Here is a 25,336-nt window from a genome sequence, read left to right as displayed (position 1 = left end):
CAGCTCCCGATAGCGGTGCTCATGCGTGAGCCCGACCGGGGTGTCCCCCTCAGTCATGAGGATGAAGTCCATGACGACCCTTCCGTCGAATGTTATTCACCGATAACGTAGGACGTAGTTCAGCCCTGGTCAAGGTTCCGCTAGAGTCCATACAGCGTTAGGTGCTGATAACAATGAGAGCTGTCTGGGCCTGCCCGTCAGGAGGAGTGACCACACGTGAGCGAGTTGCGGATTGAGCGTTTGACCTCGCCCGACATCGCGGATGCCATCGCGAGCGGCATGCGTACGGCCGTCCTGCCGTTGGGAGCCACAGAGCAGCACGGCGCGCACCTGCCACTGTCGGTCGACAGCGATCACGCCGACCGCCTGGGCGTCCTTGTCGCCGAGCGGCTCGGTGACGCGCTCGTGCTGCCGACGGTGCGGATCGGCTGCTCCGCGCACCACCTCGGCTTCGCCGGAACGCTCTCGCTGCAGCCCGAAACGCTCAGGGCGATCATCGCCGACTGCTGCACAAGCCTTGCCGCGCACGGCTTCCAGCGCGTGCTGATCTTCTCGGCACACATCGGCAACTACCCGTTGCTCAGTGAGATCGAGACGAAGCTCGCCCCACGGCTTTCTGCCGACCTGGACATCATCGCGTTCGCCGACTCAGCAGCGGTCCTCCAGGCATGGCGCGACGCGGCTCAACGCGTCGCCGGCCTCGCCCGCCATGTCGGAGGCCATGCCGACATCGCCGAAAGCTCAATCATGCTCGCCGTTAAGCCGGACGTCGTGAGGAACGATCGCGCTACCGCGGGCTTCACTGGGTCAATGAACGACGAACTGCTCGCCCGCGTATTCACCGACGGCGTCAAGGCAGTCGCGTCCAACGGAGTACTCGGCAACCCGCACGGCATGTCCTCTGAGCTGGGCTTTGCCTGCCTGAACGCCGTCGCCGACCTGCTCACGACGCACGCATCGATCCGTTATCGACGATTCACGTAAGCCTCGGGCATGACTAAGAGGACGTTTTTCGTCCGTGTTGCCCTGGAATGAACCGATTATGGTCGTCTTCGCTGTGCGCCTGGGCGCACTCGGTCCGGAGCGGTACGCCGGAAGCATGCCGACGCGACGCCCGTATACGAGTGATCTGTCCGATGCCCGCTGGGAGTTGATCGAACCAGTGCTGTCGGCCTGGCGTTTCGAACGTCGCGGCCGGGCACTGGACTTCGGCCGTCCGCCCGAGCACGACCTGCGCGACATCATGGACGCGATCTTGTATGTGGACCGCACCGGGGTCCAGTGGCGCTACCTCCCCCACGACTTCCCGGCTTCCCGCACTGGAACACGGTCTACGGCTACTTCACCAAGTGGCAGCGGGAAGGCGTGTTCGCCCAGCTCAACGGCCTGCTCAGGCACCTGCTGCGGCAGAAGGAGGGCCGGGACAGCGAACCAACGGCCTGCGTGATCGACGCCCAGAGCGTCAAGCCCTCCACCAGCGTTCATGCCTCCAGCCAGGGCATCGACTCCGGAAAGAAGATCGTCGGCCGCAAGCGGAGCATCGTCACCGACACGATCGGACTCCTGCTGGCCGTCGTGGTCACCGCGGCGAGCGTGCAGGACTCCGCAGCCGGCACCGACCTGATCGACCAGGTGGCCGCCGCACACCCCACCGTCCGCAAGGTCTGGGTGGACGGCGGCTACCGCCGGCACCTCGTCGAGCATGCCGCCACCCTTGCCATCGACATGGAAATCGTCCAACGCACACCCGGAAGCAGAGGCTTCACCCCACCGCCCAAACGCTGGACCGTGGAGCGGACCTACGGGTGGCTGATGCTCCGCCGTCGCCTGGCCCGCGACTACGAGACCCTGCCCGCCCGCTCCGAAGCCGTGATCCACCTCGCCATGACCGACCTCATGGCCCGCCGCCTCACCGGCGAGAACACCATCTCCTGACGCGACCCTGCAAAGCCCCACCAACCGCAGATTCCGTGATGAAACAACGGGAGAAAACGACCTCTCAGTCCGCTGTCCCCTCCGGCCCCGGGGCGCTTCCGTCCGCGCTGCGGTCCGGCCGGTGACGCGGGCGGATTTCGCGGACGGCTGCGCAGTAGGCGCTGACCAGGATCAGGACACAGCCGACCAGTTGCAGCAGGGTGGGCCGCTCCCCCAGTACGACCGCGCCGAGCGCGACCGCTCCCACCGGAGTCAGCAGCAGGAGGACCGCGCCGACGTGGCTGCTCAGCATCGGTGAGGTCGAGGCGACCAGCAGCCACCCCACCACCTGGCTGGAGACCGCCACCGCCAGCAGCCAGCCCATGACTTTCCAGCCCGGTGTGAGATCCAGCCCGTAGGCGAACCGGCCGGCGAGCAGCGACACCACTGCGGCGCAGGCGATCACCAGGACGTAGCGCTGCCGGACGAGCCCGCTGTGGCCGCCGCGCCGCAGCAGGAACAGGAAGACCGAATAGCACACGGCCGCCAGCACCGCGTGCAGTGTGCCCGCCTGCGGATCACTGCCGGACGCGCCGCCCTCGACCACCCCTCCGGTCAGGACAACGCCCAAGAGGATCACTGGCACCCAGAGCAGGAAGGATCGCGGCACCGGCTCCCGTTCGATCGCCCAGGCCAGCAAAGGGACCAGCACCACCTGCACGTTGACCAGCACGGTGGACAGGCCCGCGCCGACCTCGGCGATCGCCTGGGTCCACAGCAGCATGTCCCAGGCGAACGCGGCACCCGCGAGCAGCGCGAGGCCGTACTGTCCGCGGGACGGCGGCCCCTGCCGGCGACGCTCCGGCACCGCCAGCACCATCAGCGCGGGCAGAGCGAGAACACAACGGTAGAACGACGCCGTCCCGGGGTCGGTCCGGGCCAGTCCCAGCAGCACCGCGGAAGCGGACACGCACAGGGCACCGACCGCCATCCCCCGGGCAGGGTGGCGCAGCAGCCGGGATTCCTGCCGGGCCGTCCGGGACATCACAGGACTCATACGCCGGTTGGCGGGGGTCGCAGGGATGGGGCCGCGTCTGGTCGGTCGGGGCATCACAGACCTCCTCGCTGCTCCCCTGCCTCGGTGTCCTGGGCAGATCAGCGGGCCCCTCCCGCGGCTGGGGCCGGACGCCGTCGTCGGCCTGTACGGATCGGCCGCTTCCTGTCGTCCGTGTGTCCTGCGGGAGTTGTGCCCGGCGTGAGGCTACCCGGCCGCCCCGCTGTGGCCGGGCACGTCGACACGGCGTTCCCCCGATTCACTCCACTCCCTCACTCGCTCCGCCGACCCACTGCCGCCTCGCGGGTGCGCCACAGCGGCTACTCGATGTCATTCTCCTGGGGGCGAGTGGGTCTGTGATCTGGGTGGCGAGCCGGGAACGACGGCGGCCCGGACACCATCCGGGTGTCCGGGCCGCTCTGGCTGTCGTGCGTGCCGACGCCTTCGTCCTCAGACGGGGGTACCGGCGCCTCCACGGTGAACTCGCCGTGCTCGGCATCAAGGTCGCGCTCAACCGTCTGGGAGATCCTGCAGGCGCACAGGATCGAACCCCATCCCGAACGCGACCGCCAGACCTGGGCCGCCTTCCTGCGCGGCCAGGCCCACGCGATCCTAGCCTGCGACTTCTTCACCGCCACCACCCTGAACGGCGCGACCGTGTACGTCTTCGCCGTCATCGAGCACGCCGACCGTCGTATCCGCATCCGCGGCGCGACGGCCCGTCCCACCGCGGCCTGGGTCACCCAGGCCGCCCGAAATCTCAGGTTGGACCTCCAGGACGTCGGCGTCACCGTCGCATACTTGATCAGGGATCGCGACAGCAGGTACACCCGGGCGTTCGAGGCCGTCTTCGAGGCCGAGGGCGTCGAAATCGTCACCGCCGGCATCCGCGTTCCCCGCATGAACTCGATCATGGAGCGCTTGGTGCAGACCTGTCGGCACGGACTCCTCGACCGCACGTTGATCTGGAACCAGGCCCACCTGCTCCACGCGCTCAACGAGTTCGAGGCGTACTACAACGGACACCGGCCGCACCGCACCTTGCACAGTGCGGCACCGCTTCGGCCAGCCCCCGGACCGATCACTGACCCGGACTGACTCCATCACCTCGGCATCCGCCGACGTGATCGACTCGGTGGCATCCTCCACGAGTACGCACACACCACGTGACCTGCGAGGACGTAATAATCGGCACTCGCAGGCCTTCGCTGCCGTACGACCGGTGCTGTGGCTGCGGCCGAGCAGGCGCGTACCGCGGTGGTTGACCCCTACCGCACGGGGTGTAGCCGCCAGGTCAACCGCGGGTTTGACGACCTGGATCTCCCTGTGCCGTTACGGTCCTGGCGACAGGGGCGACGAAGCCCCCAAGTCGTTTCGAAGCGCTTTTGGAGGAGCACATGTCCAAGGCCATGGCTCGGCGTCTGGTCGCCACCGGGGTCGCCGGAGCGGCCGCCCTCGCCGGTGTGCTGGTGCAGGCCGGCCCGGCGGCTGCGGCGTCGACTGGACGCAGCGACGCATGTGGAACCTATGCCTGCGGCAGTGGGACGTTCACCTGGGGCAAGACGACGTTGCACGGCTCGATGTCGGTCAAGTTCCCGTGCGGGAAGGGCCTGAAACTCGGGCAGGTCCGCGTGATCGTGACGGGCACTGACGGGGTCCAGCAGTACGGAAAGCCGCGCATCACAGGGAAGTGCGGTTCCTACGTCGGCTTCTACAACCTGTCCTGGAGCCAGAAGGTGAAGATCAGGTTCTTCCAGGTCGAGGTTTCCTCGACCAAGGGACAGGGCTCCAGTGGCTACCACCGCTACCGGGGCAACGTCGTGGACAACCCTCTGACCTGATCCGGGAGGAGGCGGGGGCCTGGTCGTCGCGGTCGGCGGGCATGCCGAACGCGACGCCGGCCGCCACGGACGACCACTGAGGTCCGCCGACTTGAAGCCCCACGTCAAAGGGTTGGTATGCCGGTGCACGGAGGAGACCGAGCGGGGACCACGCCAGTGGACGCGCCGGCAAGGGCAGACACGCGGGGCCCTGTCAGCGGACGTCGTCCTGGGTGATGTCGAAGATGTACTGAAGTGCGGCCATGGCGCTCCCCCGGTTGGTGATGGTGACACGAGGCTGGGGGTTGTCGAGAACGCGATAAGGGCGACACTCCGGAGGACCCTCGTGCTTGCCCACTCCGAACGATCTGGAGGCTACGCCGCTGTGCGGCGGCACGCTCCTGTTGGGCCATGCCCCGGCGCCACTCTCCACAGCCGGTGCCACGGCACGCGGGGCGGGTGCCTCTCTGTCCTTCGTCAAGCGAGCTGTGGGGTTCGGGGTTCGTAGAAGGTTCCGTCGCGGAGCATGGCGAACAGGACGCTGATGCGGTGGCGGGCGAGGCGGAGCAGGGCTTGGGTGTGGGTTTTGTCTCGGGCTCGGCAGCGGTCGTAGTAGGTGCGGGAGGCGGGTGCCTCCGCCAGCTTCCGGCCTCTCGTAGCCGTGCTCCAGAACCTGCGCAGCCACGATGAGCGCCTGGTCGAGCAGCTCGCCTCCCGCGCCCTCACCAGCGGGAAACGCAAGGTCCACGTCCGGCATGACGAAGAGGGCTGCATCGTCGGGGCCGACGGCGAGGGCGACGGCGAGGATCAGGAGCACAACGAGGGCTCCGACGCCGCGGCCGAGTCCACGCTGCTGCACTTCTCCAGCCCGCGCGACGCCGCGACCGAGACCTGCGAGCGGCCGTCACCCCCTTGACCGGCTCCCCGGGCGAGGTGGTCGCAGGGTTTTGCCGTTCACCTCGCGCCGCCTCGTATCGCATCGCCGCTGCCGTCCGTCACGCGGCCCCGGCCCCGGCGGTGACGGGTGAGCGGAGATGAGCACATCCCGTCTCCGGCGGAGGTTCACCGGTCGGCGGCGGTGGCCACCGAGGTCACCCCGGGCGCACCGCTGATGCAGGAGTTTCCGCTCGGGTCCGAGTCTCCGCGGAAGATCACCGTCACTGCCTATGCCCTGGTGCGCGTGCTGCTGCACTGCCTCGCTAAGGAGCACGCCACCGACCGTGACGGCTCCCCGTGGTCGCTGCCGGTTCCGCGGGCGGTGCTGTCGCGGAACGTCGGAGATGTGTTCTCAGGTGGATTTGAGGAGCTCGGCCAGTCGAAGACTGTCGTCGAGGTAATGGTCGTAGGGGAAGCCGGCCGCGACGAGCTTGGCGCGGAACTCGTCGTAGAGAGGCTTTTCCGGCGGTGTGGAGGGCTTCGCGGCCGGCGTCGGTAAGTCTGACCAGGCGCCGTCGCGCGTGTGTGGGGTCGATGGTGGCCTGTACCAGGTCATCCACTTCAAGTGGCCGCAGCGCCAGGCTGATCGCCGAGTCGGACAGCGACAGCGCCTGCGCCGGCCGGTGCTGTCGCCGGTTCGATGTCCTCCAGCGTTCCCAGCAGTCGTATCTGGCTGTAGGACAGGTCCACCCGGTCGTCGGAGGCGCGACCTGACCGGGGTGCGGGCCTACGGGATGCGGCAAGCCCCGACGGGGGCATCAGGGCCGGGGAGTGCGTTCGGTCTACGGCGCGTAGACGGCGTCACTGCCGTACAGCTCCCTGGTGAACGCGGAGACATCGGCGCTGCGATCGGCGCCGTCGAGGTTGTACGTCAGGTAGACACCGTACCCCTCAGCGACCGTGCGGCGGGCCAGGTCGGCGGCCCTGCTCTGCGAGGTCCCGCCGATCTCGACGGCCGCCGGAGAGAGCTTCGACTTGGGAAGTGCGATGCCGGGGACCTGCCAGGTGCCGTAGTACGGGTTCCAGGCGTAATCGAACGTGGACGAGACGTCGACGCCGCCGTAGGACAGGCGCGACGCGGCCGGCCCGATGTCGTAGAGGCTGATGATCTTGTTCGGCATGTTCGCGCGCAATGCCGACACCAGGTACACGAACGAGCTGTCGTTGGGCTGGCCGGTGCCGTTGTTGCCGTACTCAGCGTACTCGTCGTCGAAGTCGATGCCGTCGAGGCCGTATTTGGCCACGGTGTCCGAGAGTTGTTTTCCGAACGTCGAAGCTGCCTGCTGGGACGGGAAGTTGGCGAAGCCTGCGCCCTGGTGGTTACCGAGCACCGAGAGGACGACCTTGATGCCCTTCTGCTGCAACGGCCGTATCTGCGTGGCCGCGTTATCGAGGACGCGTTGCACGTTCTCGTTGAAGTACAGGGTTGCCGCCTTCGTGCTCGCGTCGTAGTTGATGTTCGCCGCGAAGATCACGGCGATGTCGAAGACGTTGCCGCCGCCGTTGGCGAGGGTGTACTTGCCGACGTTCAGCATGCTGTTGTTGTTCACCTCGACGTAGGCCACCGAGGTTGGTCCTTGTTTCGCGGGAGCGGGGGCCGCTGCCGCGCCGGTCGTGGTGGTCGCGCTGAAGGCGAGGGCCGTAACGGCCAAGAGCGCGAGCGCGCCCGCCCGAACTCTGCTCCGCACTGGAGTGAACATCGTTGATCGGTCTCCCATCGCATGGAGCGGCGCCCGAGCTGTCCACAAGCGCCGAGTGCCCCGATCCTTCCGCTCCCGCGACCGAATCCCCAGAACCAGGCGACACCTCTTCACGACTCCCACACCGACGGAAACCATGGGAGATCGACATACCACAGGGGATGCGACCAACCCCGTTACTGACTTCAGCGGCCGGAGCTGTGTTGTGGTGCGCTCGGGCAGGCAAACGTCCCGGTCCGCGCCACAAGGTTGAAGACCGGGATCAGAGAGGCCGAGACCTAGGAACTTTTGCGATGTGGTCCCAGCGACTGTCGTATCAACGTGAGTTGGACGGTCGCCTCGTGGCGCACGGTGGTCGGTCCCGACATTGACCCAGCCGGTGTTGCGAGCGATGTCGTAGATTCCGTAGGAAATGACCACGGGCTGGTCGCTGGTAGTGAACGTGTGGCAGTCCGCACGGATGTGGTTCTTGCCCGGCCGCCAGGTGCGGCCGGGTCGGTCGTGGTTGCCGAGCCACTCTTTGAACTTGGTGTCCACGCTGATCACCGGCTGGTTGTCCTGGAGGAAGGCTGCGGCAGTGGCGCTGATGTGCGTGTGAACTGAGCATCCCGGTCCGGATGGCTGGCACCTTCTGTGGTCTTGGCGGTGCCCTGCAGGCTGTATCCCAGGGTGTGCAGCAGGCGCCCGACGGTCGCCGCGCTGACCGTGTGCCCCTGAGTGGTCAGCGCTGAGGCAGGGACCGCAGCGAGAGCGTGGTCCAGCGCAACGTCGAGACCGGATCGCCCCGGGCTGGCGGCTCGATCAGAGCTTCAAGCGCAGGCAGCAGACCGGGATCGGTGACCGTCACCGGCTTACGGCCAGCCCCTGGAGCCCGGATCCGCCCGACCGGTAAAAGGTCGCCGGACAGCTCAGCGATCCCACGTGCGATGGCGGCCGCACTGGCGCCAGAAGCGGCCGCCACCAGCGTGAGCCCGCCGTGGCCAAGCGCGGCTGCCTCGCTGGCCAGGTAGATCCGACGGCGCCGCTCATCGAGAGGGGGAAGAAACTGATCGAACTTCGCCCTCAAAGCCACAACTGAAGCCCGAGCGGCCGTACGCGCAGTCACACCTCATTGTCCCGCCAACACGCGTGCACCGGACAGTAATTGGACTACAAGCCCCCGGGCGGACGGAGAACTGCCAGATCGGCGTCTTCGCCGCCTACGCCACCAGTACCGGCGGGGCATCGGTGGACCGGGTACCGCACTTGCCCAGGCCCCGGAGGACGACCGCGTCCGCTGCCGGGCGGCGAAAGTCCCCGACAAACGCGGCTTCGCCACCAAGGGAGAGCTGGCCAAGCGCCTCGTACTACGTGCCCTGGCCTCCGATCTGCCCTTCGCCTGGGTGACCGCGGACGCCGCCTACGGGCAGGAGGGACGCTTCCGCCGTCTGCTGGAGCAGTCCGGTCTCGGCTACGTGCTCGCGGTGCCCAAGTCCCAGCAGGTCTTCGGTCCGCGCGTCGACCATCTCTTCGCCCAGGTCCCGGACGAGGCATGGGACTCGATCTCGTGCGGTGACGGGGCCAAGGGGCCGCGTCTCTACCACTGGGCGGCACTGGAACTTCCCACGGGGGCCGAGTTCGACCACCAGGGCGATGTTCCCTTCCGTCGTCGGTGAGCACCGACCCGCCGTGGTCTCAGCAAGCCCGAGGGGATCGCCTACTTCCTCGCCTACTCCGCGCGGGAGACCATGGTGGCCGACCTGGTGCGGATCGCCGGGACGCGCTGGCAGATCGAGGAGTGCTTCCAGGCAGCGAAGAACGAGTGCGGCCTGGACCAGTACGACCTCCGCCGCTACATCGGCTGGTACCGGCACATCACCCTGCGATGCCCGCCCGTGCCTACCTCGCGGTCATGTCGGCCGACGCAGCGGCAAAGGGGGCTGCAGAAACGCTTCCGGCACCCTGGCCCCGCTCGCCCTGGCAGAAGTACGGCGGCTCCTGGCGCCTCGCCCCATCGACAACCATCGAGCCGACCAGTTGCTTCGCGTGCACATGCTGAACTGATCACGTCGGCGCCGCAGACGCCAAGTCGTCACCCGCCACTGCCACCACCGACGACGACTCCACTCGCTGGAGGGGCGGTCCGGCAAGGCCTCCCCTGACACAACACCAGCCGACAACACTCCGGACGTCGCCTCTGACCAGGCAAGACAGCGAAACGCTGCAGGAGTACTAGTACTGATGTGACCGGGCGCGGACCAACTCTGCCTGCCTCTTGCAACGTTGTACAGAGCCATGTCAGAGTGACCGATCATGTCGACGCGACCGGCGTGTCTCCGGACAAGGAGCTCTGATTGAACGTGAACTGCGACCCCCAGGCCCGTACACGGCGTTCACCGTGCGGGGCACTGTCCTCACGGTGAGCATGGCCTCGGTCGGCGGTGGCCCGCGCACGACCGTCACCTTCACCGATCCCTGCGACTCGTTCCCGGCGGGCATGGTGGGCGTGCGCGACCGCGCCGGCGCGGCCTCGTTCCGCGACCTCGGCGTCGAACGGTAGGTGCCCCGGGGCGCGGGCTCGCGCGGGCGCCCACCTCGCGCACCCTCATGACGAAAGGTGTCCCATGTCCCCCAGAGTGCCGCCGGCAGCTCCGCCGGACCGGGACACCTCGAGAACTACGCCACCGCCACCTCCCTCCAGGGCCCGCACAGCAGGGCCCCCGGCAGCCGGCTGACCACGGATTCCACTGGCGGCCAGGTCACGGGCCCGGTGGCGACAGCATCCTGCACACGCCCTCCGACGACCGCATCCACCTCCACGGCCGGAGCAACGGCACCTCCTACCCCGGCGGCTACCGCGCCATGTACGAGGCGGGGCTCCGCTGGAACCCCGACGCCATCCCCCTGATCAACGGCCCCTGACATGCCGTCGCCCCGGCTCGCCCCGCCCGAACGCACCTCCCGACCGCCTACCTCTCAGGAAGCAACCGATGAACCTATTCCCACGCCCTGCACGTACCGGCCGGCTCCGGCGGGCCGCTGCCCGGACGGCGGCCCGCGCCGCGCTCCGGGGTGCGGCCCTGCCCGCCCTCCTCGCCGCGCTGGTGATGATCCTCACGGCGGCCGTGCCGGCCGGGGCCGCGGCCACCGGCCGGCCGCTCGGGCCCGACGCAGCGATGTACCCACGGGTCGTCCGGCTCGCCCACAACGGAGCGGACAACGGCCGCATCCTGACCACCGTGACCGGTTTCCCGAGCGGCGGACCGGCCGGCGACATCTACGGCAGTGACGACGGCGGCCGGTCCTTCGCCCGCGTGGGACGGGTGAGCGACCCCGTCGCGGCCCGCACCGGCCTGTGCTGCACCACGCTCTACGAACTGCCGCGCCGCATCGGCGCGCTGTCCCGCGGCACACTCCTGTGGGCGGGCTCGGTGGGCCAGGGCGCGAGTGATCCGCGGATGTCCCTGCGGGTGTGGCGCAGCACCGACGCCGGCCGGAGCTGGCAGTACCTGAGCACCGCCGCCGCCTCACCGAACGCGCACGGGCTGTGGGAACCGGAGTTCACCGTGGCCGCGGACGGCCGGCTGGTCATGTACTACTCCGACGAGACCGACCAGCCCGCCCACAGCCAGTTCCTCGCCGAGAAGTCCACCCGTGACGGCGTCCACTGGTCCGCGTCGCGGGCCGTCGTGCGCAGCGACGACCCGGCGCTGCGGCCGGGCATGGCGACGGTCCGGCGCCTGCCCACCGGCACCTACGTCATGACGTACGAGATCTGCGGGACCGGCCGGGCCGACGACTGCGTGGTGCACCTGCGGACCTCGCGCGACGCCTGGCACTGGGGCGACCCGGCCGCGCCCGGCTCCGTGCCGACCGACGCCGCGGGCGAGCATTTCGCCCACACCCCGACCCTGGCCTGGTCCGCGGGCGGAGGCAGGGAGGGCACCCTCTTCCTGACCGGCCAGATGCTGGTCGACCAGAACGGCGCTGCGGCCCCGGGCACCGGCGGCACCCTCTTCACCAGCACCAGCGGAGGACGGGGCACCTGGCAGGCCCACCAGGCTCCGGTCAGCGTCTCCGACGTACGCAACGACCCCTGCCCCAACTACAGCCCCGCGCTGCTGCCTTCACCGGACGGACACCGGGTCCTGGAGATCACCACGGACTACGACGAGTCGGGCAGCTGTCGGGCGTACTCGGCCCTCGGCACACTGACCCACGGCAAGTCCCTGGCCGGCCGCACCACTTCCTGACCGTCGGTTTCAGGGGCCGTGCGTGGACGCATCGGCCTCCGGTCATGTCCGGCGCGGCCCTCCCGCAGGGCCGCGCCGGAGCCGGGCGGGGTCGAAGAGTGCAATGGGGTGGCGTGTCGTGCCGTCCACCGCCAGGTCGGCCAGGATTTCCCCGATCACCGGGACGAACTTGAACCCGTGGCCCGAGAAGCCGCAGGCCACGACGACGTCCTCGTGAGCGGGGTGCCGGGAGACGACAAAATGCTCGTCCGCCGTGTTCACGTACATACAGGCAGCTCCTGTGACGAACTCGCCCGCCAGCGCCGGGAGACGGGTGCTGAGGTGCCGCCGCATGACGTCGATCTCGGACGCGTGCACCGTCCGGTCCAGGCTCTCCGGCACGGCCGGCTCGCCCCTGCTGTGGAATGCGACCTTCACGCCACCCTCCGGCCCGTCCAGCGCCGGAAACCCGTACATCTCGTCGCCCTCTGTCTCGCCCGCCCACACGTAGATCGGATGGCGGTCGGGGGTGAAGTCCTGGACGCCCGAGCGGGGCGCGAACCAGTACATGACCCGGCGCTCGACCCGCAGGGGCACCAGGTCCGGGAGCAGCCCGGGCGCCCACGCCCCGGGAGCGAGGACGAGCCGGTCCGCGTGGTAGCGGCCCTGCGCCGTCGTCACGGCCACGCCGCCCGCAGGCAGTGCCTCCCAGGTGAGGACCGGCTCGTGGAAGCGGAGGTCGGCGCCGCCGGCTGCGGCTAGGTCGAGGTGGGCGCGTACGGTGAGTTCGGGCCGGACCACGCCTGCCGCGTCCTCGTGGACCGCGACTTCCGCCTCGGACGGTGTGAACGTGGGGAAGCGCCGCCGGATCTCGGCGGCGTCCAGCACCTCGTGCTGCAGCCCCCACTCGCGTGCGCTGCGCAGCGTCCCGGCCACCGGTTCGGCGTCCGGACGTCCGATCATCAGACCGCCGGTCCGGGTGAACAACTCCTGTCCGGAGTCGGCCGCCGCCTCGTCCCACAGCTCCCGGGCCCGCAGCAGCAGCGGCACGTAGGCCGGGTCTTCCGCGTAGGCCTGCCGGTAGATGCGGGAGCCGCCGTGGCTGGAGCCGTGGGCGTGGGCGGCCCCGAACCGCTCGAGACCGAGCACCCGCCTGCCCCGTCTCGCGAGGTGGCGGGCCGCGGCGCTGCCCATGCCGCCGAGGCCCACGACGATCACGTCGTACGCGTTCTTCAAGGGGTTCCTCTCCGTGGGTTGTCCGGACCTGCCGGACCGGGATCCGGCCGGCGCGATGGAGGGTACGGGACACAGGACGCGATGGAGGACAGGGGACGCGACTGCGCGGTGCGGGACCGGGGCCCCGCACGAGAGCGCTACGGCTGCCCGAGCGGCCCGCTCAGTACATGCTGCCCTCGGCCGCAGGACCGTCACCGCGGGTGCTGTGGATCTGCGCGCGCAGTGCGATCTCGTCGTAGACGCGGACCCCGCGCACGATGCGGCCGCCCTGCACGAGGAACTGGACACGCCGAGCAGCGTGACGGGGGCGCCGGTCAGCCAGCCGAAGACGGGCGCGCCGCGGTAGGTGCCGCGCTTCGCCCACAGGACGGCGATGCGCAGGCCTTCGTAGCGCTCCGCGTGGGTGGTCTGGAGGTCGAGGATGTCGAACCGGGCGTCGGGGAACGGGCCGACCATGGCCGGCAGATCGCTCTGACAGCGGTCGGGGCGGATGACGGTGCGGTCGCCGATCGTGTGCAGGAACAGGTCGCGCCCCATGAAGTCGCCGGCCTTGTGCAGGCGCCGGCGGGTCCACGCCTCGTCCATGAACCGCAGCACCATCTCGCACTCCGGGCGGAACTCGTTGGGACGCGGCCCGCTGACGCCGGCGGCGAGCACTCCCCCGGGAGCGGCCTCGGTCATCGATCCGGTGTATCCGCGGAATCGGGGGCCCGGGCGGCTTCATCGGGGTCGAGGCCGCGCTGGAGACAGGCGGCCAGGCTGTCGCGGACGAGCCACTCCTCGACCATGCGGCCGCGCCGGTAGTGGCAGTTGGCGACCGTCTGCTTGCGGACCCGGACCGGGCGTCCGCGGAGCGGCCATCAGCTCCGCCACGATGGCCGCACTGCTGATCCTGGTGTTGACGGAGCTGCAAGCATCAGCCAATCAGGCCAGGGAAGCACGAGAAGCGCTGTTGACCGAGTACAACGTGGCGATACGCGCCAGCCATGACCTGCGGTTGCGCAGGGTGCAACTCTTGTTGCGCCATGCGAAGTTGCTCTCTAGGTTCCTTGCGTGCGGCGTAACTACCGTGCGTCGCAGGGTTATTGATCGGGAGGACTCCGTGAACGGAAAGCTCGCGACAACCACACTCGCCGCGGTCGCGGCGACCCTGTTGGCCGGAGCGGCGCTGGCCGCCCCGGCGTCGGCCGCCAGTGCCGCGCCAACCCGGGCAGCGGTGACGGCGGACTCGTCGACCTACTACGTCTACGCCACCGGGGTCAGCAGCTCGCTGGACGGCGCCCGGGCGAACGCGGACTACAAGCTCCCGCGCGGCTGTTACTCCACGGTGGTGGCCAGTGGCAGCACCGGCGACGGCAACATCTGGGTGACCGTCCTGGGCACCTGCTCCGGGGAGCAGTGACCAGAGGCAGCACCCGCGCGGCGCTGACCTAGCTCTCACACAGCAATGACCGAGGGGCGCCGACCCAACCGGTGCCCCTCGGGGCTCTCACAAGCCATCCTCCCAGCGGAGTCGACCGCGCAGCGGGACCAGGACCGCTCACCGCGGGCCCCCAGTACGTCCGGATACAGTCGGCGGAGCTTGAATCACGCGCGAGCCCTCGACCACTCCGCGAACCCCCGGCGGGCTGTGGCTCCCGACGGCCCGGACGAAGCGGACGGCAGCCGAATGAGATGACCTGCCAGTCACTGTCCGGTGATGCGGGTAGTCAGGCGGGTCAGCAGGGGGACGCACCGACGGAGTTGTCGCTGCTCCTCAGAGCTCAGCGTGTCGCGGATGGCGGTGTTGAGCCAGGCGGCGCGCTGTGCGCGTTCCCGCTGGAGACGTAGGCGGCCGGTGTCCGTGATGTGCAGCAGGAGCTTGCGGCCGTCAGTCGGGTGGTGTTCGGCGCGCACCAGGCCATCGCCGAGGAGTTCCTTCACGGATTTGGCGGCCGCCTGGTGGGTCACGCCGCGCAGGTGGGCAAGGTCGGCCGTGGTGAGTGGGCCGCCTCGGTCCAGGTGGCCGAGGAGGGCAGCCTCTCCGGAGGGCATGGTGTCCGCGAACCGTACGGCGCGGACCAGCTCCCCGACCGCCTGCCGCAGGTCTTCAGCCAGCGCATCATCGCTCATCGCCCCACTCTACTCGATGTGTGTAACCTATCTGTACAACTAGGTTGCACACTTTGGGCTCGGTTCATCCTGCACACCCTCCAGGAGATCGCCGGATTTCGGAACGGTCGCAGTCCAAAGGCTTGTAGATCATCAACACATTGTCTTGATCCCGCTGTTGCAGTCGCCGCTCAGGGCCCGAACCCGAGCCTGGAGGGCTGCGAGGGCGGAGGGCGGAGTGGCCGCCGGCGGGATGACGATGTCGTGCGACTTGAGCAACGTCCTGATCTTCAGCAGGGTGCGGTGCCGCACCACCAGTGCGGATCGATTCCACCGCGAACACGGCGGTGTCGTGATCACTCTTCCTCTCGCCGAACTCGCTGCCGCTGTCGTAGGCCGGCCTCACACGCCACCAGGCGTCCTGCGCCTTGTCGGCACAGACGGTGTCTGCCCGCTGGAGCAGGCCGGGGACTGAGGCTGATCCCCGGGAATGGACACGGGGTTCCATACGACGCGTGACAGCGCATGTGATGTCGTCGATTGCTGTTCGGACTCGGCCGGTGTGAGGTAGCCGAGCGCGGAGTGCCGACGGTGCCGGGTGCAGTACGACAGCCAGCTCCGCCAGCAGGCCATGGGCATCCCGGTCGCATCCCGGTCACCGAAGGTGGACGACACGACGTTCAGGCAGCTGCAGGCGGGCGGATCGTCTCCCAGGACGAGCCCGGTGTGGTGACCGGGCGACAACCACCCGCCGCTGTCGGCGACGGATCAGTAGGAACACGACCCGCGACCCAGTCAGGAACGCGAACTGCGACGTGCTCGTACGGCCCGGACGGATCCGAAGGCTTCCCCCCGGGCCCGGGAGGGTGTTGCGTTTCCTCCCCTTCGGGCAGCGGTCGTGCCCCGGCGACTCGTGACGGGCGAAGGGGGCCCGCATAGCGTCGACCGGTGAGCCTTTGGACTTCCCTGGAGCCGGCGTCGGCGACCGTGGACCCCGGTGAAAGTACGCGTGTGCGGCTGCGGTTGCGCAACACCGGTGACGTCGTCGACGAATATCGCTTCGAGCCGGTCGGTGACATCGCGCCCTGGACGACGGTGGAGCCGCAGACGTTGCGGTTGTTCCCCGGTACGACGGGGACGGTGGAGCTGACGTTCGCGCCGCCGCGTACTCCGGACGCCACGGCGGGTCCGAACCCGTACGCGGTGCGGATCACGCCGACGGAGCATCCGGAGGCGGTCACCGTCCCTGAGGGCAACCTGACGATCACGCCGTTTACGGAGGTGCGGGCGGAGCTGGTGCCGCCGACGGTGAAGGGGCGTTTCCGGGGCCGTCCGCGTCTGGCGGTGGACAATCTCGGCAACACGAAGGTCACCGCGTCGGTCAGTGGCAGCGACAACGGTGACCAGTTGTCGTATGACATCCATCCGAGCAATGTGCAGATCGAGCCGGGCCGTGCCGCGTTCGTGAAGGCCACTCTCAGGCCGCGGAAGATCATCTGGTTCGGGGCGAAGGAGCAGCGGCCGTACACGCTGGCCGTGCAGCGGTCCGGCGCCAACGCCGTCCCTGTCGAGGGCACTTACCTCCAGCGCGGGTTCCTGCCCCGCTGGCTCGCCACGTTCTTCGGCGTGCTGGTGGCCCTCGGTATCACCTTCGTGATGCTCTGGATCGCCTATCAGCCCAGGTTCGGCACCGGCGCCAACGAGAAGGTCGCCGAGGCCGGCAGCACCCTCGCGCCCGCCCCCTCGGCGCCGGCACCGCAACCGCCGCCTCTCAGCTCAGCGCCCGAGACGCCCTCCATGCCGCCGCAGGAAGCGAAGGACGGAGCCGACGCAGACCCGAAGGGCGGGGACGGCGGGGGTGGAGGGGCCCCTGCGGCCACCGTGACCGCCAAGCCCCCGGCGGACACCGCCGCCACGGCCGTGCGGCGCCTGGGCAAGAACGACCCGGGCGGCCGGCACATCTGCTATCGCGCCTTCGTCGCCGGAGAGGGCTGGCAGAAGCCGGTGTGCGACGGCACGATGACCGGCCGGACGGGCAGCGACGCCAAGATCAAGGCACTGAACGTCTCCACGACGGGAGTGGCCGGCTCGGCTGCCAACGCCTTCGTCAACGACCCCCAGTCGACCAACGGCAAGGGCCACTACGAGAAGTGGACGGCCATCGTCGCGGACGGCAAGGACAACTACATCGGCCGCGCCGCCAAGGACGCCCCGAACATGTCGGGCTTCGCGATCAACGTCGGCGACGGCCGGATCTGCCAGACCTCCAGTGTCTGGAGTCGGGCCTGGGGCGCTCAGACGTGCGGTGACCAGCGCCCGGCCATCGTCTTCGCGGGCACCTTGGACAACGGTGTCTGGCTCGAGGCCGTGAAGCTCACGGTCTGACAGCGGGGCGGCGGCCTACCCAGGCGCCGTCGCCCGGCAGCAGCCTGCCGGCCTTGCGGTACTCGCGGCGGGCCCACGTTCGCCCGCCCGCATTCTTCTCGGCACAGTCGCGGTCTCGGCACAGGGCCACGACCAGTACGCCGTCGCCGGTGCCGAGGTGTTCAACGACGTAGGCCCGCGGGGCACCACGGACTGCGTCGGCGTCCCAGCGGGCATAGCCCAAAGGCCGCTGCATCGGCCCAGGCCGGGCCGGGCCCCCGTTCCCAGCCAGGACCGCCGCAAAACCGCGAAACCAGACTGAAGCACTAGGCTCTCCGGATGGCCGATGATCTTCGCCTCACGGGCCTAGGTTGCGCGACGCCGTATCCGAGCGTGGACAACCCGTGTTCCGGTTACCTGGTCTCCAGCGGAGGCACGCATGTGTGGGTGGATGCGGGCAGCGGGACGCTGGGTCCGCTGCAGCGTCACGCCCGGTTGGACGAACTGGACGCGATCTGGATCTCGCATCTGCACGCCGATCACAGTGCGGATCTGCTCACCGCGTACTACGGCGCCTTGTATTCGGACGTCCGTCTCACCGCGCCGATCCTTTTGTTCGGTCCGCCGGGTGTCGCCGACCGATTGGCGGGCTTTCTCACCAACACGTCGACGCGCAGCCCGGTCGAATCCGCCTTCGCGGTCACCGAGTTGTATGACGGGCACCATGCGGACGTCGGCTCGCTCCGGCTGTTCAGCCGGTCGGTGGCGCACGGCATCCCGGCCTTCGCACTGCGCGTCGAGGCGTCGGGCCGGTCGTTGGTCTGCTCAGCGGACACTGCACCGTGCGCCGGCCTGACCCAGTTGGCCGACGGATGCGACGCGCTGCTGTGTGAAGCCGAGAGTGCGCAGCTTCCCACTGAGGGCGACCGGGTGCATCACACTCCTGAGGAAGCTGGGGCGACCGCCAGCGCGGCCGGGGCCGGTCGGTTGATCGTCACCCATGTCGGCCGCTTCCTCACGCCGCAGCAAGCGGTGGCTCGAGCCGCGGCCTGTTTCGACGGGCCCATCGACTACGCCTCTCCCGGCTCCACCTTCGAGATTGCTCAGGCGGCCGGCTCCCCCGAACGTTCGACGAGCTGACCTCGTTCCAGGCGTGCGCCAGCACGGATCAGCGGAGTTCATCCAGCCGCCGAAGGAGAAGTACGCGGCGGGCACGGGGACGGGCACGTCGATGCGACCTCGACCTCGTTCTCGAAGCGGCGGGCCGCGCCCTCGCCTTGGTGTGGATCGCCGTACCGTTGCCGTAGAAGTTGGCGTTGATGAGCGCCAGCCCTTCCTCGTAGGACGCCACACGGACGACGGACATCACCGGACCGAAGATCTCGTCGGTGTGGACCGGCGGCCCCGGGTCGACTTGGTCGAAGAGTGTCGGGGCCAGGAAGAAGCCGTCGCCCTCGGCGTCGAAGTCGCCCCCCTACGGTCGTCGGCCAGGAGCGTCGCACCGGCCTTGACACCGGACTGGAGGCAGGAGGGCCGCCTTGTCGCGGTGCCCGCGAGCGGCGAGGGGCCCCAGGTGGCAGCCGCGCGGGCCGTCGCCGGTGGACCTGGCCGCCGACGCCGGCGTCAGCCCGGGCTTCGGTTCGGCGGGGGAACGATACATGGCGATCTCCGTGCTCGTCGCGGCGGAACCGAAGACGCTGTCGTACCGAGGACGCTGTCGTAGGTACAGCCGGTGAGCTGGTCGGCGTCTGCTCAGGCCGCCGGCACCCCAGCCCCGTGGCCTCTCGCTGCCGCCGCACGGGCCCGGTCAGGCGTTGGGCGGGATCGAGGCGCTCAGGGCGATGACGGTCGGCCCCGTCGTGCGCCGCGGAGGAGGAGGGCGTCGCTGGTCGGCACTCGGATGGTTTCCGCGCCGACCTTTCGATGTTCGTGCAAGAAAACCTTGCCGTGGTACGGACGACCGAACTCACTTCGCATGCCGTGAGGTCGGCTTCCGTCGGCGGACGTGTCACGTACTTGGACGCCGGTCTGCAGGGACAATTCTCCCGGGGCGCTCACCTCCCGCTCACCGCCGCTTGGCGGGCGACTACGGCACCTGCCCGCCCGCTCCCAAGTCATGACCCGCCCGGCCGGATGGCCCGCCGCCTCATCGCGGGGGCCGCCGCGGCACTTGGTCAGGCGCGGGCGGCCACCGTTCGACGGTGGCCGCCCTCGGCGCCGTATCGCTCTCGGGTTCGGTGCCGCCGCGGCTTACTCGCAGGTGCCCGCGAACGTCGAGCGGGTCACGACGTCCGTCGTGGCGGCGGTGGTGTCCAGCCACACGACGCGCCGGCCGTCACCGAGGGACGGAGCCAGCTGCGAGCCGGAGGAGCAGGAGACGCGGCTGAATCCGTTCAGGCCGGCCAGCACGTCGGAGGTGTGGGCGACCTGCACCTTGGTGGGGCCGCTCCAGGCGCCCAGGGCGCCCCAGAGGTCGTATGTCGAGTACGCCAGGTAGTTGTCGTTCACGGAGAACTGGGCGGCGTAGAGGCTTGAGGGGAAGCGCAGATTCGCCATCTGGGTCACGTCGTCGACCGGCGTCGAGCCGATGGTGGTGGACGGGAGCAGGAAGCCGCCCGTGATGCGGTAGAAGACGCGGTCCGAGGTGAGCTGGATGTCCGAGATGTAGTTGAACAGGAAGCCGGGGATGCGCTTGTTCTGCGTCCTGCCGGTGGCGATGTCGTGGACGTAGAGGTACGTGCCGTCGCCGCCGGCCCAGGCGATCGTGCCGTTCTTCATGGCGAGGTGGGAGGCCTTGGTGCCGGGCTCGGGCGTCACATCGACCGTGGTGCCGTCCGCCTTGCGGAGCATGACGTCCTGCTCGCCGTCGGGGGCGGTACGGATGTAGGCGAGGGCGCCGTTCTCGGTGACCGGCTCGGTCTCGTCCACGCCCGGCTCGTCGACCAGCTTCTTGATCTCGCCCTGGCCCTTGCTTCCGGCCTGGTAGATGCCGACGCCGTCGGCGGAGATCCGGGTGAAGGCGATGCGGTCGTTGTCGAGGGACGGGTCGAGCAGGTAGGCGTCCTTCTGGGCCAACTCGTGCCGCGGGTGCTTGGAGAAGCGGCCCACGGTGATGCCGAAGGCGGCGCTGCCCTGGTCCCAGGCGATGGCATCGCCGTGGGGGATGGCGTAGACGTCGCCGTTGATCTGGGCGGCCTGCTCGTCGACGCCGCCGGAGACCTCGTAGGCGGGCAGGATGTTGCCGGCGAGGGTGGTGGCGTCGTGCGTGCCGCCCTTGTGCTCCCATCCCTGCTCGATGCCGTGAGCGTCGAAGGCCTTGTCGATCGCGGCGAGGTCGGCGGTGGAGACCTTCATGGACTTCGCCGCGAGGGTCACCGCGTTGCGCATGTCGGTGAAGCCGGACAGCGGAGTGAGGTAGTTCTCCGCGGCCCGGTAGATGATCTGGTCCGCGAGCCTGGTGTCGATGCTCTTGCGGAGGTCCCACAGCGCGCCGCCGACGATGGTGGAGTTGGAGTGCACTCCGCCGTTGTCGATGTCGAGCGTGATGGGCAGGTAGTCCTTCTGCGCGTTGCGGCCGTCGTTCAGGTCGCGCAGGGCGCAGTCCCTGAGCGGCTTGGTGCCGTTGCAGAGGTACTCGCCGACGAGGCCGGAGGTGGGGTCGCTCATGGCGATGCCCTTGTCGGCGGTCTCCATGGCGTTGCCGAAGTAGTCGGAGATCGCCTCGTTGAGGGCGCCCGACTGGTTGAGGTAGACGAGTCCGGCGGCGTGCTCGGTGACGCCGTGCGTCATCTCGTGGCCGACCACGTCCAGGCCCACCGACAGCGGCACGCCGTTCATGTGGCCGTACACCATCTTGGAGCCGTCCCAGAAGGCGTTGGCGTAGTCCTTGCCGTTGCTGGCGACGTTGACGACGGAGTAGATGCTGCCGCCCTTGCCGTCGACGCCGTCACGACCGAGCTGGTCCTTGAGGTACTCGTAGACCTTGGCGGCATTGATGTGGGCGTCGACCGCGCCGGAGGTGGTGTTCGCGCCGTCGAAGCGGTCGGTGGCGGACTTCACCAGAGGTATGTCGTCGGTGACCGGACCACCCGCCACGAGCGTGTAGTTCTTGCGCTGCGCGTCGTAGGTGCGTATCTGGCCACCGGTCCGCGCGTACATGTCGCGGGTGGAGTCGACCAGGGTGTACGAACCGTCCGCCTCATGATTGACGTTCAGCTGCTCCTCAGAGCCGTCCACGCGCACGCCCGTCCCCGTCACGGGCGCAGAGTCGGCCGCGTCGATGTTGTCGTACGACAGGGCGATGCCGCCGACGCTCGCGTCGACGTACACCTCCTGGCGCACCGGACTGCCGTCACCCCGGGCACCGGTCACGGTGAAGTGCCAGGTCAATGTGCCGCCGTGGGAGTTCGGAAGCACGACGAGACCGTGCTCGGCAGTCTGGGCACCCTTGACGGTGCCCAGGTGCGAGTCCAGGGAGAACATCCGCTGCTTGGCGGTTGCCTCGGTGACCCTCGGGGTGGTGGAGACGGTGAGATCCGTGTACAGGGTGCCCGTGGCGGAGGTGACCTTCTGGCCGCCCTCGGCCGGCTCTGTCTGCACCGCGTACTCGGCGCCGAGGACCGGCACCCCGTTGTGCTTCTGCTGGAAGCGGACCGCGGACTGTCTGCCGGTCTTGGTCGTCTTCAGGGTCTGCAGGTCGGAGACCCGGACCCTGTACTTGTCCTGATGGGCCTTGAGGTGCGCACGGGCTGCCTCGGCGGGAGTCCCCTCTCGGGCGGCGTGGTCCAGGCCCTCGGTCATGACCGGTGCGACCGGGACCTGGCCGGCGGTGACGTTCGCGGGCAGAGACACCTCGTCCTCGGCCCAGGCCGACGCGCTGGGCAGCACTGATACCGCGGCCGCAACCACCACCGCAGCGGCAACGGATCGGTGGAGCCGTCTTGTTCTTGTCGGGAACACGGGAACTCTCCCCATCTCACACGGGTACGTGGATTGGCACCGATACGCAGAGTCCGTGGTCCTGCGCGTTCGGTGGCTCGATGGTTCGGTATCAAGCGTTCCGCGGACAAGGGATCACCACAGGCGTGAATGCGCCTTGGCGTAGATACGCCCCATGTCACGCCGGACTCGAACTGGTTGGGGCGTTTCCGTCACATTTCATGGGGAGAGTGACGGCGGATTCACTTCAGGGCCGCTCGACGAGGTGTTCGTGGATGCGGGGGCTCGTCCGCAAGGAACGTCTGCGTCTCGGTACGGGGTTGAGAGGGCCCGCTGACCCCACTCCGGGGCCGTCAGGTACGCGGCTCAGCCGGCTCCGGTGGGCCGGCGTTCTCCACCACCTGGTTCGGCGCCGGTGCGGACATTCCGTCATTGCCGCGCAGCCAGCCCGCCCGCACCGCCTGGCAGCCCAGCTGGAAGCGCGTCCGCGCGTCAGCCAGCTGCATCAGCCGACTGAGCCTGCGCTGCACCGTGCGATGACCGAGGCCGAGCTGCCGGGCGATGCTGACGTCCGTCAGACCCACGTGCAGCAGCCCCAGGATCGACAGGTCCACCTCGTCCGGGCCGGCCTCCGGACCCGGGGCAGGCCCTGTCTGCTCGGGGCCGACAAGCCGCCAGCCGCGCTCCCGGTAGGCGTGAAAGAGCGCCACCAGGGCTTCCAGTAGTCCGGTTTCATGAATGATCAACGCGCCGGGATCGCGGCTGCCCGGCATGGGCGAGAGCCGGACCATGGCGATCTTGCCGTCCGCGATGGCCAGTTGCACGGGCACGGAGTCCACCACGGTGAGTTCCTGCCCGGCGCGCAGTGACTCCTCCACAAGGCCCCCGATCCCGGGCTCGTCGAGCCAGCCCCGTTCCAGGACCACCCGATAACGCACGCCGCGCCGCATGGCCTCGGCTTCGGCGTCGTTCTCCTCCACCGGTACCACGGCGTTCTGTCGCCGGCTGACCGGCATCATCAGGCCAAGAACCTCCCGGTGCGCCGCGAGCTGCAATTGCAGGAACCGGTGGCGCACCGCTTCCCGTCCGGAGACCACCTCCACGGGCGCCCCCGGTTGGCTGCTCTGGGCCTCCTGGTACTGCTCGGTGAGCCAGGCTATGAGTCTCTCCGCCTGCCGCAGGCCGTCACGCCGGGCGGAGAGCAGCGGCTCCAGGGCGAGGGCCGGTGGAGTGGCCCGGTAGCGGGGCTCCTCGCCGAAGTCGGTGTCAGCGAGGGCCAGGCCGGTGCTGACCAGCCGGTGCAGCACCGCGGTCACCCCGTGCTCCGACCAGGTGACGACCCGGGTCGCGCCGGCGGGCAGGGCAGCCAGTGTCCGTGTGAGTTCGGCGGCCCGCACTCCCGGATGTGCGACGAGGACGCGGTAGACCACGTCCTCCTCGTCTGCCAGTCCCAGCGCAGTCAGCACCCGCGGCCTCCTCGTCTTGGCGTTGGACGGCTCCACCCTCACCGCCGGAACTCGCCCCTCCCCCGGCTCCGGCATTCTCCCTCCCGCCGCAGGCCAGCCGCTAGTCCGACTTCTCAAGGGCAACTCCTGCCGCGCTGCTGGTGAGTTACGGCTGCCTGCGAGCCGCTGCCGGTGTGGTCGCACAGCTGCCGAAGACTTCCTGCGCGAGTCGTTCCCTTGGAGTGCCGGCCCTGCGGTTCGGGTCTCGCTTCAGCGCGTCGGCTTCAGCGCGTCGGCGGCACACCCGTATCGCTTCCAGGCTCGGACGCCCTTTCGCGGGGACGATGAGGCCGGTGCAGGACAGTTGCAGCGCACAGCGCCGCCGCGGCTGCGGCAAGCGCGAAGCACACGGGCAGGGAAATGCGGCCCACCAGCCACCCTGTAGCGGCCACAGCCCCGCTGAGCCGGCGTGGAAAGTGGTGCCGCTCCTGGAAGCCCACGGTGTCGCTGTCCCCACCTCCACAGCCCGCTTCCGCACGCCGGAAGGCATCGCCAGCCTCCTCGGCCCGGACCAGTCCGAGATCAGACCATCGTGTTGGCTCCCGGCAAGTCCTCAGTCCGTTTCGGACTCCTGGAATTCCACCGCGGTCGCGCCGTGCTCGTGAGCCCATTCGGTCAGCACGGCGATCGGCTGCGCTGCCAGAAACCTGGAGGTACCTACGGCCTCACTAGCGTCCCCGGACAAAGCCACCGAGCAGGGGGACCGAATGAGGGCAGAGACCGAATGGCCGGGCGGGCGGAAGGTCGTAGCGCTGGTCACCGTCGCGTTGGAGGTGTGGCCACCAGGGCACTGGCCCGCGTACGCACCCATGGCGGCGGCGTGGCCGCTGTCCGGCATCGACGCACAGCACCTCCTGGGCGGACTACGGCGTCACCACTGGCATCTGGCGACTGCTCGACGTCCTCGGTGACCTGCCCGCCACCGTCGGCGTCAACGGACTGGTGGCCGAGCGGCACCCCGAGACCGTCATGGCCGTGCACGAGGCGGGTCACGAGATCGCCGCACACGCCTGCATCAGGGACTTCGCCAAGATCCACTCTGACGAGCCGAAGTCAGTAACTCCAGGTGGAGTCGGACCCGTTGACGATGGCTCCGGCGCTGCCGGCCATGACAGTGACGCAGGCCGCGGCGGCGAGAGCGCCGACGGCAGCGGTGCGGGCGGTCCGGCGGCGCGGCGGCCTGAAGCTGAACACAAAGGGTTCCCTCTGACTCGGTGGATCCGTATGCATTCAGGCTCGTTGACCGAAACCTGCCGCACCATCCGGGCAACGGGCTGACCGACGGTATGGCCGGCCCCCATCCGTACGGGGGTCTGCACCGTCTCACACCGCACCCTGTAGTGGGCGTGCGCAAGTCTGGACGAGTCGTTGAAGGGGCTTGACCTCGACCTCTGAACTTGGACGCACGAGACACTGGATCCTGAACACCTGAGAGAGCAGACATCCGTGACATCCGCGGTCATGAAGAACCGTCCGCCGCAGTTCGAGGCGGACGCGGTCGCGCTGCCTGACCACCGACGGCCGTCACGCCGCATCCAAGGGGTTCAGCGGTCGTAGGCGGTCAGTG

The 25,336-nt window shown here is 69.1% G+C and carries 17 protein-coding genes and 6 pseudogenes; 12 read left to right on the top strand and 11 right to left on the bottom strand.

Going from position 1 to position 25,336, the window contains the following annotated elements; translation table 11 throughout:
- Positions 1-216: 216 nt before the first annotated feature.
- Together AB0G56_RS20040 and AB0G56_RS20035 are read left to right on the top strand one after the other, a co-directional pair.
- Positions 217-984: a creatininase family protein gene (locus AB0G56_RS20040; RefSeq protein ID WP_360970876.1), complete on the top strand. Its 768-nt coding sequence runs from the start codon at positions 217-219 to the stop codon at positions 982-984.
- Between the two features lie 115 nt (positions 985-1,099).
- Positions 1,100-1,935, top strand: a pseudogene (locus tag AB0G56_RS20035) (IS5 family transposase).
- A gap of 64 nt (positions 1,936-1,999) precedes the next feature.
- Here AB0G56_RS20035 and AB0G56_RS20030 read toward each other — a convergent pair.
- A complete protein-coding gene (locus AB0G56_RS20030) occupies positions 2,000-2,959 on the bottom strand; it encodes a DMT family transporter (protein ID WP_360970874.1) in 960 nt (319 codons plus the stop codon).
- 467 nt (positions 2,960-3,426) lie between these two features.
- Here AB0G56_RS20030 and AB0G56_RS20025 point away from each other — a divergent pair.
- Both AB0G56_RS20025 and AB0G56_RS20020 read left to right on the top strand, forming a co-directional pair.
- Positions 3,427-4,138: pseudogene (locus AB0G56_RS20025) on the top strand (integrase core domain-containing protein); the annotation flags it as partial.
- Positions 4,139-4,365: 227 nt separating this feature from the next.
- On the top strand, positions 4,366-4,809 hold the full coding sequence (locus tag AB0G56_RS20020; protein WP_360970873.1) for a hypothetical protein: 444 nt from the start codon (positions 4,366-4,368) through the stop codon (positions 4,807-4,809).
- A gap of 456 nt (positions 4,810-5,265) precedes the next feature.
- On the opposite strand, the pseudogene AB0G56_RS20015 reads toward AB0G56_RS20020, so the two are convergent.
- A pseudogene (locus AB0G56_RS20015) lies at positions 5,266-5,418 on the bottom strand (IS110 family transposase); the annotation flags it as partial.
- Between the two features lies 1 nt (position 5,419).
- Here AB0G56_RS20015 and AB0G56_RS20010 point away from each other — a divergent pair.
- Positions 5,420-5,674: pseudogene (locus AB0G56_RS20010) on the top strand (helicase); the annotation flags it as partial.
- A gap of 138 nt (positions 5,675-5,812) precedes the next feature.
- Positions 5,813-6,223: a hypothetical protein gene (locus AB0G56_RS20005; RefSeq protein ID WP_360970871.1), complete on the top strand. Its 411-nt coding sequence runs from the start codon at positions 5,813-5,815 to the stop codon at positions 6,221-6,223.
- Positions 6,224-6,506: 283 nt separating this feature from the next.
- On the opposite strand, the gene AB0G56_RS20000 is transcribed toward AB0G56_RS20005, so the two are convergent.
- Together AB0G56_RS20000 and AB0G56_RS19995 are read right to left on the bottom strand one after the other, a co-directional pair.
- The gene (locus tag AB0G56_RS20000) at positions 6,507-7,424 is read right to left on the bottom strand and encodes an endo-beta-N-acetylglucosaminidase H (protein ID WP_360970906.1); all 918 of its coding nucleotides are present in this window, start codon (positions 7,422-7,424) and stop codon (positions 6,507-6,509) included.
- Positions 7,425-7,775: 351 nt separating this feature from the next.
- A pseudogene (locus AB0G56_RS19995) lies at positions 7,776-8,529 on the bottom strand (ISAzo13 family transposase); the annotation flags it as partial.
- A 70-nt stretch (positions 8,530-8,599) separates the two neighbouring features.
- Here AB0G56_RS19995 and AB0G56_RS19990 point away from each other — a divergent pair.
- The 3 genes from AB0G56_RS19990 (at position 8,600) to AB0G56_RS19980 (ending at position 11,656) form a co-directional block, all read left to right on the top strand.
- Positions 8,600-9,079 (top strand): transposase, encoded by a 480-nt coding sequence (locus tag AB0G56_RS19990; protein WP_360970904.1) that lies wholly within the window; start codon positions 8,600-8,602, stop codon positions 9,077-9,079.
- 743 nt (positions 9,080-9,822) lie between these two features.
- Positions 9,823-9,963: a hypothetical protein gene (locus AB0G56_RS19985; RefSeq protein ID WP_360970869.1), complete on the top strand. Its 141-nt coding sequence runs from the start codon at positions 9,823-9,825 to the stop codon at positions 9,961-9,963.
- 430 nt (positions 9,964-10,393) lie between these two features.
- Positions 10,394-11,656, top strand: coding sequence for a sialidase family protein (locus AB0G56_RS19980; RefSeq protein WP_360970867.1), 1,263 nt, complete (start codon positions 10,394-10,396; stop codon positions 11,654-11,656).
- 42 nt (positions 11,657-11,698) lie between these two features.
- Here AB0G56_RS19980 and solA read toward each other — a convergent pair whose 3' ends face one another.
- A complete protein-coding gene (gene solA, locus AB0G56_RS19975; protein WP_360970902.1) occupies positions 11,699-12,871 on the bottom strand; it encodes an N-methyl-L-tryptophan oxidase in 1,173 nt (390 codons plus the stop codon).
- A 1,102-nt stretch (positions 12,872-13,973) separates the two neighbouring features.
- Between solA and AB0G56_RS19970 the strand changes: the two genes are divergently transcribed.
- Positions 13,974-14,273: a hypothetical protein gene (locus tag AB0G56_RS19970; RefSeq protein ID WP_360970865.1), complete on the top strand. Its 300-nt coding sequence runs from the start codon at positions 13,974-13,976 to the stop codon at positions 14,271-14,273.
- A 107-nt stretch (positions 14,274-14,380) separates the two neighbouring features.
- Here the strand turns inward: AB0G56_RS19970 and AB0G56_RS19965 are convergent.
- Positions 14,381-14,518, bottom strand: a pseudogene (locus AB0G56_RS19965) (IS5/IS1182 family transposase); the annotation flags it as partial.
- Between the two features lie 39 nt (positions 14,519-14,557).
- The gene (locus tag AB0G56_RS19960; protein ID WP_360970863.1) at positions 14,558-14,983 is read right to left on the bottom strand and encodes a MarR family transcriptional regulator; all 426 of its coding nucleotides are present in this window, start codon (positions 14,981-14,983) and stop codon (positions 14,558-14,560) included.
- Positions 14,984-15,910: 927 nt separating this feature from the next.
- Here AB0G56_RS19960 and AB0G56_RS19955 point away from each other — a divergent pair.
- A complete protein-coding gene (locus tag AB0G56_RS19955; protein WP_360970861.1) occupies positions 15,911-17,347 on the top strand; it encodes a hydrolase in 1,437 nt (478 codons plus the stop codon).
- Between the two features lie 318 nt (positions 17,348-17,665).
- The gene (locus AB0G56_RS19950; RefSeq protein WP_360970859.1) at positions 17,666-18,466 is read left to right on the top strand and encodes an MBL fold metallo-hydrolase; all 801 of its coding nucleotides are present in this window, start codon (positions 17,666-17,668) and stop codon (positions 18,464-18,466) included.
- Positions 18,467-18,494: 28 nt separating this feature from the next.
- Here the strand turns inward: AB0G56_RS19950 and AB0G56_RS19945 are convergent, their stop codons facing one another.
- The 4 genes from AB0G56_RS19945 to AB0G56_RS19930 all read right to left on the bottom strand — a co-directional run bounded on the left by AB0G56_RS19945 (position 18,495) and on the right by AB0G56_RS19930 (position 24,963).
- A complete protein-coding gene (locus AB0G56_RS19945) occupies positions 18,495-18,764 on the bottom strand; it encodes an aldehyde dehydrogenase family protein (protein ID WP_360970900.1) in 270 nt (89 codons plus the stop codon).
- Between the two features lie 812 nt (positions 18,765-19,576).
- Positions 19,577-22,177 (bottom strand): M4 family metallopeptidase, encoded by a 2,601-nt coding sequence (locus AB0G56_RS19940; protein WP_360970857.1) that lies wholly within the window; start codon positions 22,175-22,177, stop codon positions 19,577-19,579.
- Between the two features lie 440 nt (positions 22,178-22,617).
- Positions 22,618-23,730: a hypothetical protein gene (locus AB0G56_RS19935; RefSeq protein ID WP_360970856.1), complete on the bottom strand. Its 1,113-nt coding sequence runs from the start codon at positions 23,728-23,730 to the stop codon at positions 22,618-22,620.
- 1,092 nt (positions 23,731-24,822) lie between these two features.
- Positions 24,823-24,963 (bottom strand): hypothetical protein, encoded by a 141-nt coding sequence (locus tag AB0G56_RS19930; RefSeq protein ID WP_360970855.1) that lies wholly within the window; start codon positions 24,961-24,963, stop codon positions 24,823-24,825.
- Positions 24,964-25,336 lie beyond the last annotated feature (373 nt).

Source organism: Streptomyces sp. NPDC021356 (genome assembly GCF_040641015.1).
In the GTDB taxonomy this organism is placed as follows: domain Bacteria; phylum Actinomycetota; class Actinomycetes; order Streptomycetales; family Streptomycetaceae; genus Streptomyces.
The sequence above is the reverse complement of the archived record's forward strand: the minus strand, read 5'-3'. Positions and strand labels throughout refer to the sequence as shown.